The following is a 13448-nucleotide window of genomic DNA, read 5'->3' as shown; positions in this document are numbered from 1 at the left end:
CTTAAAGCTCCTCAAACGATTTCGATTTCCGTAGATTTAGTAGCGAGAAACTAGCAACGATCAGGAAGACGATGATGGACATGACTGCTCCCATATTGTAAAGTCGGTTATCGAGAGTTAACTTGTACAACCAAGTAATCAATAAATCAGTATTACCTGCAAAATTATAATTCGGATTAGCTGGTCCACCTTCCGTTAGGAAGTAGATGACGCCGAAGTTATTAAAATTGCTAACAAAGGACAACATCAACAGAGGTGCCGTTGCTTTGTATACAATAGGTAATGTGATTCTCCAGAACATCTGCCCAGAACTAGCTCCATCTATGCGGGCTGCTTCATAAAGACTCTCCGAGACATTTGTGAGCGTACCCCCGATAAGTGCCATGAAGTAGGGAAAGCCAAGCCACAAATTGACCAACAACGCCAATATCCGTGCAAGCGTTGTATGATTGGGATCTGTGAACCAGTTAATCCTTTCAGACGTAAGGCCGATATCAAGCAGAAATTGACTGACTGGACCAAACTGCCCGTTAAACATCGACTTGAACACGAGCGCAGAGATCATGGCTGGTACTGCCCATGGCAAAATGTAGATACTGCGCCAAAACCTTTTAAATTTCACGGCGGAGTCATTTAGAAGAACGGCTTGGAAGAATCCAAAGAAGTAGGTCGTTACTGTAGCAACGATTGCCCATACGAAGGTCCAAGCCAAGACACCTAGAAATGTATGCATCCATGAGAACACTTGCGTCACCGTTATAAAGTTGTCCAGCCCGACCCAATGCACAAGTTTGGTAGGCGGAGTATTATTACGACTATAATCGGTGAATGCGATCATTACACCAAATACAATCGGCAGTACACTTATAAATAACAACAACACCGCACTGGGGGATAGCACGATATACGCATACATCGAACCCCATATTTTTTGGAAATACTGCAGCGAACTTTCCCATTTACCTGTTTCATTAATTGCGCTTCTACTTTTAGCTGCATCTTTTATATTCCATACGTAGAGGAACAATAGAATAAGGATAATTAACAAAGAGATAATCCCATTCGCCATCAGTACAATGGAATGATCGCCCGCGGTAAGACCGGTCAGCCCCATCTTCCTCGGTTGCGTACCTAACGTGATTAATCCCCATATTCCCTTTAAGAAAAAGCCGCCATTCATGCGAAGGCTATAACCGCCACTCATATTCAGGTAGTTGCCAGTTACAATTTCTGCTGTAATACTCCCCGTTCCTATAAGAAAGAAGAGAAGCCCCTTTAAGTACTGCCTATTCAATACTTGTCCAGAGCCCCAAATAATGGCGGACAACAATCCAACTAACCAATTTGGTGTTTGTTTGATTTGCGAATCTTTCATTTCTCTCACCTTTATCTCTGCACAGTTTCAGGCATTTAGGTTAGTTACCTAAACCCTTCAAATCTGCGTATTCTTTCTCTGCCTTCGCTTGCGCCTCTTCAACTGACAGCAGGTTGTCCCATACATTTACAATAAGTGCATTGCCTGCAGTATAGAGATACTCTGGAAGTTGCGGAGTTAAATCGGCATTTTCAGATTGAGCGATAATACCCGCGATATGATCGTTCCCATCGATACCTTCTACGTTTTGAATCTGGTCACTCTTAAGTGCCGGAATCGCTCCGATCGATTGGTGCAGTGCAGCTGCGCCTTCATTGGATGCCATGAAATTAGCGAATACCCGTGCTGCGGCTGGGTACTTCGAATATCCGGATACAGCAGCTACCGTAATACCTGTTAAGGACGAGGCTACCTCACCCGAAGCTACTTTAGGTAGTTTCGCCACGCCGTATTCAAAGCCGACTTCCTGTGCAGCCGTATCGAAATCCTTGAATACCCATGGGCCTGTAATTATATAAGGTGTTTTACCTTTGATAAACTCATTTTCGATCGAGTCATAGGTTGCGTCTGCAGAGTTAACATTCCAGATGTCTCGTAGGGATTTGTAATATTCCAAACCTTTCGTAAGCTCTGCCGATGTAAAGTTTGGTTTAGACAAATCACTGTCTTCAAAAAGATGCCAACCCAAGGAAGATAACACAGGGTAAGAATAATACAATTGGCCTGTTAGGAAACGGATCGTCCATTGGTTTGTAGCGTTGTTGTTATATCCCTTAGCAAGCTCTGCGATCTCTTCCCATGTTGCCGCAGGTTGGTCGCTTCCTGTAAGTTTCTTCAATAATGTCTTGTTATAAAAGAGTGCTATCGATTCGGTCGAGATCGGAACGCCGAACATTTGATCTTCGTTACTTACTACCTCAATAAAGGTAGCTGGCACTCTGTCTTTTAGCGATTCACTATACTGACCAAGGGGTGCGGCAGTTGCATTATCGATAGCCATTCCGAGCTTATCGTAACTCAACATGAAGACGTCAGCGCCTTTACCGGCTTCTCCATCCAATCCCATGCGTTCCACACTTTCAACTTTTGGAACAATTTCATATTCAACTTTAACTTCTGGATATTTGACTTTGAATGCCGCAATGAGTGCTTTGGCATAATCCTCATATTCGACCCAAATCTTCAATGCTTGTTCACCCGAAGCAACTTCCGCTTCCATTACATATTCCTTCGCAGCAGAATCCCATTCCAGCTCGCTACCCGCTTCAGAATTTGATGAATTTGATGAATTTGGAGTATTAGCTGTATTATTAGATCCTGTCCCACAGCCGGATAACACCAGTACATTTACAAGTACAAAGATGACGGAAAATAGTCCGATTTTTCTCAATTTAATCCCCCTTACAAATTTTATCTTTCTTTAAGAAACCGTTCTCATAAATTATAGAACGTACTTAAACCAATTTATATATAATAAACATAGGGCTAAGAGTATAACAATCTATTGCCCTACGTTATACTTACTCTACAAAATGAACGGAGTGGTAGTATCAAAATTATTGTTTTTGGTGCAACAGGTGGGGTAGGTCAATGTGTGGTAAAGCAGGCGTTAGAAAGGGGTTTTGAGGTGACCGCATTTGTACGTACACCTTCAAAATTACAAGTGAAACATGAGCAACTACATATTATCCAAGGTGATGGCTTCAATAGAGTAGAGGTTACCCAAGCCATTGCAGGACATGACGCAGTTGTATCCTGTTTAGGCTCTAGTCAAGGTATGAAAAAATCTACGGAGCTAGCAGAGATGACCAAAAATATAGTAGATGGAATGATGGACCATACAATCAATCGAATCGTCTATACAGCTTCTGCAGGCATTCATAATGAAATTCCGGGTATTAGTGGGAATTTAGTCATGAAAATGCTAAAGAATGCGCTGATAGATCATCAAGGCGCCGTTAATTATATTGTGGCAAATAAACTGAACTATACCATTGCCAGGCCCATGGGGTTGACGAATAAACCTTTGACAGGACAGTATAGGGAATCTGCTACAAGCGTACCTGATAAGTCAAAAACGATTTCACGTGCTAATGTAGCAGATTTTATCGTGAAGGCATTAGGGGATTCAACATACAATTGCTCATCGATCGGGATTGCTGATTAAAAGAATTCTATAGACGCAAAATAGGTGTTAACGGATATTCGTGGTAAACTGGCTTTAATTATTGCCGTAATAAACACATCTATGGGGAGGCATAATGCTATGAAAGAGCATGACGCAAAGTACTATATATCCAAACTAGGACTGGATGCACATCCAGAGGGTGGATATTATAAAAGAACATTTGAATCTGAGGAACAAACTTCAGATCAGGAATTAACCGTAGAATTTGAAGGGAAAAGAAAGTTGTATACAAGTATCTACTTTCTCTTAGGTTCTAATGATATCTCACATTTCCATCGTCTGAAGTCCGATGAATTATGGTATTATCATGCAGGAAGTCCATTAACAGTTCATGTTATTGATGAACATGGGGCTTATATAGAGCATAAACTAGGGCTAAACTTGGACAAGGGGGAGTCTCCGCAAGTGTTAGTTCCCAAAAACTCGATCTTTGGATCCTCCGTTATGGATGAAAATACATTCTCCTTAGTAGGGTGCATGGTTTCGCCTGGGTTTGAATTTAGGGACTTTGAGTTATTTACACAAGATGAACTTTTGTCTAAATATCCTCAACATAAAGATATAATCATGAAGTTGGCTTATGAGGCCATTCCAGTTTAGTCTGACTGACTAACAAATGAGACAAATAAAAACACCTCCGCTTGAAAAAATGGGTATGAACTACCGATTCATTCAGGTGTGGAGGTGTTTTTTTTGAGCATCAAGACATTCAGAACATTAACTTTGATATTGCTTGTTTTTACTTAGACCGAGCGTCTGCGCTGTTGATGTATGGATTTTGTGTAAAAGCTCTGGGTTATCCTTGAGTGATACCCCATAGGAAGGAATCATTTCTTTTATTTTCGGCTCCCACTCTTTTAAATGTTGCGGGAAGCATTTTTTGATGATCTCTAGCATGACGTGAACGGCGGTGGAAGCACCTGGAGAAGCTCCTAGCAATGCAGCTATCGAACCATCATCATTACTCACAACTTCCGTACCAAATTGCAGCATTCCTTTGCCATCAGCAGTATCTTTGATCACTTGTACGCGTTGGCCCGCCACCACTAGATCCCAATCCTCACTCCTCGCGTTCGGAACAAACATTCTTAATTCTTCCATACGCTTCTCTTTAGATAACACAACTTGCTGAATCAGATATTTTGTCAATGGAACGTTTTTTACACCTGAAGCCAACATAGTTAGAAGATTATCCGGTTTTACGGAAGTTATCAAATCAAACATGGAGCCTGTTTTTAAGAACTTAGGTGAAAAACCTGCAAAGGGTCCAAACAGTAACGATTTTTTATTATCGATAAATCTTGTGTCAAGATGCGGAATGGACATTGGAGGAGCACCCACCGCAGCTTTACCATATACTTTCGCGTGATGCTGAGCTACAACATCCGGATTGTTACACACCATAAATACTCCGCTTACCGGGAATCCCCCTGTCTTTTTCCCTTCAGGAATTCTGGACTTTTGAAGTAAATGTAGGCTTCCACCCCCACCGCCGATAAAAACGAACTTTGCAGTATGGCGTTGCACGGTACCGGTATATTCATTTCGCACTTTTAATTCCCATGAACCATTGCTAGTACGCTTAATATCATTAACCTGATGTTTGTAATTGATATCGACGTTTTTACTCTTTAAGTGGTCAAATAACATGCGGGTTAATGCACCGAAATTGACATCCGTTCCTGAGTCAATTTTGGTTGCAGCTATAGGTTCCTTGGATGTTCGGCCATTCATAATAAGCGGAATCCATTCCATTAGCTTCCCTGGATCATCGGATAGTTCCATCCCTTGAAACAGAGGATTATTTGAAAGCGCTTCAAACCGTTTCTTCAAAAATGTTACATTGTTTTCCCCTTGAACTAGACTCATATGAGGCAATTGCATGATAAAATCCTGCGGATTATGTATCAGATTACTGTTTACAAGATAAGACCAGAATTGCATGGATACCTGAAACTGTTCATTAATTTTTATAGCTTTGCTAATATCTATAGATCCGTCCGGTTGTTCAACGGTGTAGTTAAGTTCACACAGTGCTGCATGTCCCGTTCCCGCATTATTCCATTCGTTAGAGCTTTCCTCGCCTGCGTTCGCGAGCTTCTCAAATACTCTAATTTCCCAGTCCGGTGCTAATTCTTTCAACAGTGTCCCCAGTGTGGCACTCATAATTCCGGCACCAATTAAAATAACGTCCGTTTTAATTTGTCTGTTATCCATTTTCACCATCCTTATCTCTTAAACTTTTCTGTTCCCGTAATAATCTGATCGTAGTCTATCACAATTACTAATAAATTAAAATATTCACAATTTATATAAAAGGTATAACTCGTATTCAGTTGCCAAGTTAGAACAAATGACCTCTGTCTATGCTTAGGACAACAGGACGACAATAATAAGGCCATCCTTTGCGGATGACCCTTTCTCGATCGCGATGCCCAGTTAGTCCGTGTGTGCGATGGCGCTGATTTCGACTAGTTGTTCAGGGAACGCCAGGTATGTCACGCCGATGAGGCTGCCTGCCGGCCGGTGTTGTCCCACATATTCCTTGAACAGACTCATGACCGGCTCGCTATGTTCTTGAGGAGTTGTTAGATAGATCTCCATATAAGCGAGGTTTGACCTCGTAACACCAAATTCCGCCAGCACGCGATCAATATTTCCCAACGTCTGTCGGGTCTGCGCCTCGATATCACCCTCTCCAACGAACTTGCCCTGAGTATCGTGGGAAAATTGTCCCGAAATGTAGATGGTGCCATTAACGCTGTAACCCTGGGTGATGCCGTGATCCCAAAGACCATGATCGTAGGTTTTAACATTAGTCATCTTATTCTCTCCTTTAGTTCAAAGTAAGGTTAGTATAAAATGGGGGTAAACAAAAGAATAGTACGCACTTTATTGATAGGTACTATCAGAAAGGATAGTGTAAATATGGGGATGGCTGAATACAAAGGTAAAGTTAAAAAGATTCAAGATACACCTTTCGGTTATACACTGTCAGTTATCGGGGGCAAATGGAAAATGGTTATTATTTACCTTCTGGCTGAAAACCAACTGGTTCGTTTTAATGATCTGAAAAGACAGATAGGAGCTATTACTTATAAAACATTGAGTTCACAGCTCAAAGAGTTGGAAGCGGATGGTATGGTGAATCGAAAAGAGTATCCTCAAGTTCCACCAAAGGTCGAGTACAGTCTCACAAATAAAGCGAAAACATTATTACCCGCTATGGAAGCGTTATGTGAGTGGGGGGTAAAAAACCAAAGCAATTAACTTTTGGGCGCAAAAAGACCGCGTGCTTTATATAACAAATAGAAGGATGCGACGACAGCACCCACTGTTCCGCAGATTATATCCAGCATCGTATCGGTCAAACTACCATTTTGCGAATGGAGTCCGAATAGATGATCCACCGTAAACTCATAAATCTCCCACATTCCAGCCATTGCAACAGCAAAGAAGAAAGAGAACCAGATCAAAATGTTGTAAGGCATACTGCCTAATCCTTTACGCTTAGCCATCTTGTTCAAGATGAATTGTCCTACGAAGAATAGAATAACACCAGACAACAGATGTTCAATCTTGTCTAGATAAGGAATGACAGCATACATATTAAACAAGTTAGCGATCATCATCGTGAGCGTGATAAAGATCAGCACCGAGAGGCGCAATGCGGGAGACAGTTCGCTTTTGGTCCATCTGATTAAGCCCCTGAATAGCAACAGAACGACAATAATAAGACCAGCTTGAAAACATTTGTCGTAAGTTTCAGTCATACCAAAATAAATAATTGATACTCCGCATATGACATAGAGAATCATTTTAAAAATATGATTAAACCTATGATTTCTAGAAGTGTCTTGCATAGCAGTTCCTTTCCGACTGGCCTCGATTCATTAAATCTCCACGAGCCTTTTCATCGCCTTCATATAATATAGTATGCAAATACATCATCAGGTTGTATTATCACCAGTTCAAAGTCGGCCCATACGACAAGCGGGTTGTTTGGATTAGGCTCCTCGAAACCATACTAGCAAATTTTTTATTGACATCCCATCTACAGAAGGGATATATTTAGTGACATTGAGAATCATTATCAAATATATTTAAAAAATACATTTCTTGATAGGACAGGGGATACGCATGAACACAAAACGAAAGATGTCATTAACCACATTATTCATTTCCGCTCTTCTTGCACTGACGCTAGTAGGTTGTTCTAGTCAGTCCTCCAATTCGACTGCTTCGGTAGATGCCGAAACACCTAAAACAGAAACACCCGCTTCCCAAGATGCAAATGCTGAATATCCGATCGTGATCAAGCATGCTTTTGGCGAAACTGTTATTGAAAGCAAACCTGAACGTGTAGCTACCATACAATGGGCGAATCATGATGTTGTTCTTGCTCTCGGTGTTGTACCTGTAGGTTTCTCGGCGGCGAATTACGGCGTTCAGGATGACAGTGGACTTTTGCCTTGGACAGCGGAAAAACTGAAGGAACTTGGCACAACAAATCCTAATATTTTTCAGGATACAGACGGCCTTGATTTTGAAGCGATCTCCGATTCCGACCCGGATGTCATTCTTGCAGCTTATTCCGGTATTACACAGGAAGACTATGATACGCTTAGCCAAATTGCTCCGGTTGTGGCTTATCAGACCACTGCATGGTCTACCACATGGCGTGAACAAGTCATTAATAATGCAACAGGTATGGGCATGAAAGCGGAGGGTGAACAACTTATCAAGGACACCGAGAAACTCATTCAGGAGAAGGCAAGCGCACATCCTGATATGAAGGGGAAAAAGGTAGTTTGGGCCAACTTCTCGGCTGAAGATATGTCTCAACTTCATATTTATACACCTGCTGATCCCCGCGGCTCTTTCCTGATTGAGCTGGGAATGACTTATCCCGAAAGCGTTACGTCGCAGATTACGGATCCAACCGCCTTCTTCATGAATTTAAGCGCCGAAAATGCTGACATCCTTAACGATGCTGATCTTATCATTGGATATGGCGATGAAAGCTTATATCAAGCAGTTAAAGCTGATCCTGTGCTTGGTAAAATTGCTGCGATCCAGAGAGGATCCGTCGTATTTATTGGTAACGGTACACCTTTGGCGGCTTCCGGAAACCCAAATCCACTTTCGATCTCTTATACCATGGATGAATACCTGGCATTAATCGACGGAGCTATTGATAAGCTGAATGAATAGTTCATCGTCTTCAAAAAATAAGCTATCCAGCTTGCATACTCCTAGGAATTTTACGACGGTTCTGGTGATTTGTATGATCTTGCTCGGAATATGCATATTTGCATCTCTGGTCTTAGGATCTCGGGTGATGAGTGTTAAAGAACTGATAGACGGTTTATTCCACCCGGATATAGACTCCTTCGAGACAAGCGTGGTGCGCAAGCGGATTTCCCGAACTGTATTCAGTCTACTTTGCGGTGCGGCCCTTGGAGTTTCCGGAGCACTTATGCAAGCAGTCACCCGCAATCCGATTGCAGACCCAAGTATACTGGGAGTTAATACAGGCGCTTCCTTGTTTGTTGTTTGCGGAATTGCATTCTTGAACATAAGCACCGCAAACCAATATATATGGCTGGCATTAGCCGGAGCTGCGATTACTGCAGTGTTCGTATTCGGAATAGGGTCGATGGGACGTGGCGGTGCCACGCCCATTAAGCTTGTTCTCGCGGGGGCTGCCACAAGCGCAGCCCTTTCTTCTCTTGTCACTGCAATCATGATTCCACGCGCTGATGTCATGGATCAATTCAGGTTTTGGCAAGTGGGCAGTGTAGGTTCGGCAACCTGGAATGGTATTGCTACTTTTTCCCCCTTTTTGATTGTCGGAATATTGATAGGGTTTATTACTGCCCCGGCATTAAATGCGCTGGCACTGGGAGATGATGTTGCGACCGGACTGGGCGTTCGAACAGGCGTATTGAGATTTTTCGCAGCTCTTACGGGTGTTCTTTTATGCGGAGCGACGACTGCGTTGGCAGGCCCTATTGGTTTTATCGGTCTTTTATCAACTCATGTTGTGCGGCTTATTCTTGGACCTGACTTACGTTTTGTTATACCGATGTCAGCTCTAACAGGAGCAATCATTTTGACGATTTCTGATGTAGGCGGCAGGCTTATCGGCGGTACTGGAGAGGTCGAAGTCGGTGTAGTTACAGCGTTTATAGGAGCTCCAATACTCATCATATTAGCTATGAAATCGAAAGTGCGTTCATTATGAAGAATCCATCTATTGATTTTATTATGGCGGGTAGACGTCAAAGACGCCGCCGTTGGCTTCTTGTTACCGGCATCCTTGTGGTGCTTGCTTGCACGCTTTGCATCACTATGCTTTTACTCGGAAACACCATTTATCCAGTTAAAGATGTAATCCGGGCGCTTTCAGGAGAACAGCTCAAGGGCGTGTCTTTTGCGGTTAATACCATACGTCTACCGAGAATGCTGGCAGGTCTTTTTGCCGGATTTGCGTTCGGTCTTGCCGGATACACCTTCCAGACCATGCTGCGTAATCCCCTCGCCAACCCGAATGTAATCGGAATTACTTCCGGCTCAGGTGCGGCGGCTGTTTTTTGCATCATAATACTTCATACAAGCGGGGCTATTATTTCCGTGGCTTCGGTGGTTGCCGGTCTTGCAACAGTGATATTGATTTATTTCTTATCCAGAGGAAAGTCATTCTCGATTGGGCGGTTAATTCTTGTCGGAATAGGCATACAGGCCATGCTTGACGCCGTGATATCCTATCTTCTGCTCATTAGCGCACAACAAGATATTCCTGCAGCACTCAGATGGCTCACGGGCAGCCTCAATGGCTCTCAGATGAAGGAGCTTCCACCTCTTGTCATAACGGTGCTTATCTTTGCTCCTATCGTTATCATGCTGGGCAAACATCTAAATATATTGGAACTTGGAGAACAAGCGGCTTCTTCGCTCGGTGTCGATGCGGATAAGACTAGAATTGCGCTTATTGTGAGTTCCGTCATCATGATTGCTATTGCTACCGCTGTCACGGGTCCAATAGCCTTTGTCTCCTTCCTTTCGGGACCCATCGCAAAAAGGTTAGTTGGAGTCGGCTTCTCAAACGTCATTCCGGCAGGTCTTGTTGGCGTTAATCTGGTTTTGGCGTCAGATCTGATCGGACAGTTTGCTTTTGCATACAGATTCCCTGTGGGTATCATAACCGGATTACTCGGAGCACCTTATCTGATCTTCTTGCTGATCCGAATGAATCGAAAGGGAGAATTATAATGACAGTAACACATACTTTTCAAGCTGAACAATTAGTAGCGGGCTATGATAATAAACCGGTGATCCAGAAAATAAGCCTTGAAATCCCCAGCAATAAAATCAGTGTCATTATTGGTTCAAATGGCTGCGGGAAGTCTACGCTTCTTAAAACACTGGCAAGGCTTATCAAGCCTATATCCGGAAAAGTCACTCTCGATGGGAAGGCAATCGGCAAAATTTCACCCAAACAATTGGCCCGAGTGGTCGGGCTGCTGCCGCAATCGCCCATTGTTCCGGAAGGAATTTCCGTGGCAGATTTGGTTGGGCGGGGGAGATTCCCACACCAGTCATTGTTCAGCGGATGGACCAAAAAGGATTATGAGGCCGTAGCCGAAGCAATGAGAATTATGGATATTACTGAGTTTGCCAACCATAATATTGACGAGCTTTCGGGTGGTCAAAGGCAGCGTGTCTGGATTGCAATGGCTCTAGCGCAACAAACCGACATTCTATTTCTTGATGAACCTACAACCTTTTTAGATATCGCATATCAAGTTGAGATTCTTGACCTACTCACAGACCTTAACCGAACACACGGAACTACGATCGTCATGGTTCTCCATGATATCAACTTGTCCGCACGTTATGCAGACTATATTTTCGCACTTCATAAAGGAACGCTTGTGTCTGAGGGTGTGCCCTCAAAGGTTATAACGAGCTCCTTGGTGAAAGAGATTTTCGGGCTTGATTGCTCAGTGATAGAAGATCCGATCTCAGGTTCACCTATGGTGGTGCCAATAGGGCGATATCATGCTAATAAGTGTACTCCTTAAATAAAGGCTATTACCCCAGCTAATTATGATACGGACCACCGTATCACCTTGCCCAGCATCGCATTAACAATCGTCACAAAGTCCTTCTGACCGATCTCAAAATGACCGTGTCTATTTCGCTGCTCCAAACAATCCTTGTTTCAAGCGGTCTAGCTGCAGAAGATGATGACGGTAGTGCATTTCAACAAGCAGAAACCATTCCTCCGCACACAGTCCACCGAATGACGGATGTGACACTGTATTTTGTTTGGATGCTTTTTCAAGGGTCGGTTCAATCTCCTTCATTCTCTGGATAGCTTTGTGTAACCCTTGAATGAGCTGCTCTTTTCCCTCTGGCTGCTCTGGTGTATATTGGGCAGAAGGCGGAACCTGAATACGAATGGGCGGAAAACTACCTTGAGCAAATACCGCCGCACCAAGCTCGGTCTTTTCCTTTCGAGGTACCAGAGGATCTTCGCTTGGCACCAAGCATTGATCCAGATTACGAAGCTGCATATAAAGCGCGGAGCTAATAAGATGTTGAACCATCTGCCCGATTGACCACTCGTTGTCGCTTGGCTTTTGCTTCAGTTGCTCCATATTGAATTGATCCAATTCATGAATATAATATATCGCCGTTTCTTCAAAGCGTTGTAATGCTTCCTTTGTTGTAATCATCATACATTAGCTCCCTTAGTTATCTTTTTATCTAAGTATACAAAAACGGTACTGACACCATTATGTCAGTACCGTTTTAACGTTTTTTCCAATTCAGTTCTGACCCGTTGCCTGAAGGATTCCGGCTCCAGTACAACCACTCCGGCTCCCCAGCCGAGCACGAAGTGCAGCAATTCATCGGGTTGTCGAACGCGAAAGGTCATCAGCAATCCTTCCGTATGATCCTCTATGGTTTCTAAATAAAAGTTATTAGACTCCCTTACCTTATCGGCAATATCAGATTGGACAAGGATGCACACAGTGACGTTGCGGTCGTCTGAAGGCTGGTATACATCCAAATGAAAATCAGCTGGCTGCTTAAATTGATCCTCCAGATCGATAAGCTCCGTCATCCGGGATAACCGGAAATGACGGATATCTTGGCGCAACTCACAATGTCCGATGAGTACCCATGCCCCTTGATGAAACACAAGTCCATAAGGAGCAACCGTACGAACACTTTGGCGGTTCCCGTCCACTTCGGCAATTCTTTTGGAATAGTGGAAGCTTACTTTCCTTTCCTCCAATATCGCTCGACGAATCGCTTCCAAGTATGCCTTCTCTTGTATTCGTACTATATCTTCAGCCAATGTAAACAAACGAAAGCTCTTGCGTATCCGGGAGGCCTCACTGCGGATTGGCTCCGGTAGGATGACTTCAATCTTCCTTCTCGAAGTTCGAGACTTATGGCTATAGTCGGTATCAAACCACTGCTCGATAAAATCTGTCCCGATGAGTAACGTCACAGCCTCTTCCACCGTGAAACTGACCGGTGGTAGGAAATACCCATCCATTAAGGAATATCCCTGACCAGGAGCCCCTATCACAGATACGCCTGCTTCACTCAAAGCCTGAATGTCCCTGTAGATAGTTCTTACGCTAGTTTCAAATTTAGCGGCTAAATCCTCGGCTCGTAACACCTTGTTACGCTGCAGTTCAAGTACAATGGCTAACATACGATCCGTTTTATTCATGTGTCTGCACCCTTCCCGGGAGGTTGTTTTATACTGTATTGCTGCCTTCATGGCGCAATTCCTTTATAATGAATTTGTTGTTAGGGATTAAGCCATCTATACTTGAATATATCACTTTTATCCACTTT

14 protein-coding genes are annotated in these 13448 nt (G+C 43.3%); 7 read left to right on the top strand and 7 right to left on the bottom strand.

Annotated elements, in window-relative coordinates:
- Position 1: 1 nt before the first annotated feature.
- Both EJP82_RS08175 and EJP82_RS08170 read right to left on the bottom strand, forming a co-directional pair.
- Positions 2–1375 (bottom strand): carbohydrate ABC transporter permease, encoded by a 1374-nt coding sequence (locus EJP82_RS08175; RefSeq protein ID WP_127191546.1) that lies wholly within the window; start codon positions 1373–1375, stop codon positions 2–4.
- A gap of 40 nt (positions 1376–1415) precedes the next feature.
- A complete protein-coding gene (locus tag EJP82_RS08170) occupies positions 1416–2765 on the bottom strand; it encodes an extracellular solute-binding protein (RefSeq protein WP_127191545.1) in 1350 nt (449 codons plus the stop codon).
- A 114-nt stretch (positions 2766–2879) separates the two neighbouring features.
- Between EJP82_RS08170 and EJP82_RS08165 the strand changes: the two genes are divergently transcribed.
- Positions 2880–3542, top strand: coding sequence for an NAD(P)-dependent oxidoreductase (locus tag EJP82_RS08165; RefSeq protein ID WP_246054014.1), 663 nt, complete (start codon positions 2880–2882; stop codon positions 3540–3542).
- 99 nt (positions 3543–3641) lie between these two features.
- Entirely contained in the window at positions 3642–4163 is a 522-nt protein-coding gene (locus tag EJP82_RS08160; RefSeq protein WP_127191544.1) for a cupin domain-containing protein, read from the top strand.
- Positions 4164–4280: 117 nt separating this feature from the next.
- On the opposite strand, the gene EJP82_RS08155 is transcribed toward EJP82_RS08160, so the two are convergent.
- Positions 4281–5780, bottom strand: coding sequence for a malate:quinone oxidoreductase (locus EJP82_RS08155; protein ID WP_127191543.1), 1500 nt, complete (start codon positions 5778–5780; stop codon positions 4281–4283).
- A 222-nt stretch (positions 5781–6002) separates the two neighbouring features.
- Positions 6003–6386 (bottom strand): RidA family protein, encoded by a 384-nt coding sequence (locus EJP82_RS08150; RefSeq protein ID WP_127191542.1) that lies wholly within the window; start codon positions 6384–6386, stop codon positions 6003–6005.
- Between the two features lie 105 nt (positions 6387–6491).
- Between EJP82_RS08150 and EJP82_RS08145 the strand changes: the two genes are divergently transcribed.
- Positions 6492–6833, top strand: coding sequence for a winged helix-turn-helix transcriptional regulator (locus EJP82_RS08145; RefSeq protein ID WP_127191541.1), 342 nt, complete (start codon positions 6492–6494; stop codon positions 6831–6833).
- Here the strand turns inward: EJP82_RS08145 and EJP82_RS08140 are convergent.
- Positions 6830–7426, bottom strand: a complete 597-nt coding sequence (locus EJP82_RS08140) for a DUF2238 domain-containing protein (RefSeq protein ID WP_127191540.1) — start codon at positions 7424–7426, stop codon at positions 6830–6832. The genes EJP82_RS08145 and EJP82_RS08140 overlap by 4 nt on opposite strands.
- A gap of 277 nt (positions 7427–7703) precedes the next feature.
- Between EJP82_RS08140 and EJP82_RS08135 the strand changes: the two genes are divergently transcribed.
- Genes EJP82_RS08135 through EJP82_RS08120 form a run of 4 tightly spaced genes read left to right on the top strand, consistent with a single transcriptional unit; the run spans position 7704 to position 11650 of the window.
- Entirely contained in the window at positions 7704–8777 is a 1074-nt protein-coding gene (locus EJP82_RS08135) for an iron-siderophore ABC transporter substrate-binding protein (RefSeq protein ID WP_127191539.1), read from the top strand.
- Positions 8770–9810: a FecCD family ABC transporter permease gene (locus EJP82_RS08130; protein WP_127191538.1), complete on the top strand. Its 1041-nt coding sequence runs from the start codon at positions 8770–8772 to the stop codon at positions 9808–9810. The genes EJP82_RS08135 and EJP82_RS08130 overlap by 8 nt, the downstream gene beginning before the upstream one ends.
- Positions 9807–10838, top strand: coding sequence for a FecCD family ABC transporter permease (locus EJP82_RS08125; protein WP_127191537.1), 1032 nt, complete (start codon positions 9807–9809; stop codon positions 10836–10838). The genes EJP82_RS08130 and EJP82_RS08125 overlap by 4 nt, the downstream gene beginning before the upstream one ends.
- Positions 10838–11650, top strand: a complete 813-nt coding sequence (locus EJP82_RS08120) for an ABC transporter ATP-binding protein (RefSeq protein WP_127191536.1) — start codon at positions 10838–10840, stop codon at positions 11648–11650. Before EJP82_RS08125 ends, EJP82_RS08120 begins: the two co-directional genes overlap by 1 nt.
- Before the next feature lie 111 nt (positions 11651–11761).
- On the opposite strand, the gene EJP82_RS08115 is transcribed toward EJP82_RS08120, so the two are convergent.
- Positions 11762–12307, bottom strand: coding sequence for a DinB family protein (locus tag EJP82_RS08115; RefSeq protein ID WP_127191694.1), 546 nt, complete (start codon positions 12305–12307; stop codon positions 11762–11764).
- A gap of 65 nt (positions 12308–12372) precedes the next feature.
- Positions 12373–13320: a helix-turn-helix transcriptional regulator gene (locus EJP82_RS08110; RefSeq protein ID WP_127191535.1), complete on the bottom strand. Its 948-nt coding sequence runs from the start codon at positions 13318–13320 to the stop codon at positions 12373–12375.
- Positions 13321–13448 lie beyond the last annotated feature (128 nt).

Origin of the sequence: Paenibacillus anaericanus, from assembly GCF_003994475.1 — a bacterium.
GTDB classification, from domain to species: Bacteria; Bacillota; Bacilli; order Paenibacillales; family Paenibacillaceae; genus Fontibacillus; species Fontibacillus anaericanus.
The sequence above is the reverse complement of the archived record's forward strand: the minus strand, read 5'-3'. Positions and strand labels throughout refer to the sequence as shown.

Bases quoted from the DNA above. Each gene is read 5' to 3' on its own strand.
- EJP82_RS08120 (WP_127191536.1), top strand. From the start codon at position 10,838: ATGACAGTAACACATACTTTTCAAGCTGAACAATTAGTAGCGGGCTAT.
- EJP82_RS08135 (WP_127191539.1), top strand. From the start codon at position 7,704: ATGAACACAAAACGAAAGATGTCATTAACCACATTATTCATTTCCGCT.
- EJP82_RS08125 (WP_127191537.1), top strand. From the start codon at position 9,807: ATGAAGAATCCATCTATTGATTTTATTATGGCGGGTAGACGTCAAAGA.
- EJP82_RS08140 (WP_127191540.1), bottom strand. From the start codon at position 7,426: ATGCAAGACACTTCTAGAAATCATAGGTTTAATCATATTTTTAAAATG.
- EJP82_RS08175 (WP_127191546.1), bottom strand. From the start codon at position 1,375: ATGAAAGATTCGCAAATCAAACAAACACCAAATTGGTTAGTTGGATTG.
- EJP82_RS08130 (WP_127191538.1), top strand. From the start codon at position 8,770: ATGAATAGTTCATCGTCTTCAAAAAATAAGCTATCCAGCTTGCATACT.
- EJP82_RS08150 (WP_127191542.1), bottom strand. From the start codon at position 6,386: ATGACTAATGTTAAAACCTACGATCATGGTCTTTGGGATCACGGCATC.
- EJP82_RS08145 (WP_127191541.1), top strand. From the start codon at position 6,492: ATGGGGATGGCTGAATACAAAGGTAAAGTTAAAAAGATTCAAGATACA.
- EJP82_RS08110 (WP_127191535.1), bottom strand. From the start codon at position 13,320: ATGAATAAAACGGATCGTATGTTAGCCATTGTACTTGAACTGCAGCGT.
- EJP82_RS08115 (WP_127191694.1), bottom strand. From the start codon at position 12,307: ATGATTACAACAAAGGAAGCATTACAACGCTTTGAAGAAACGGCGATA.
- EJP82_RS08155 (WP_127191543.1), bottom strand. From the start codon at position 5,780: ATGGATAACAGACAAATTAAAACGGACGTTATTTTAATTGGTGCCGGA.
- EJP82_RS08160 (WP_127191544.1), top strand. From the start codon at position 3,642: ATGAAAGAGCATGACGCAAAGTACTATATATCCAAACTAGGACTGGAT.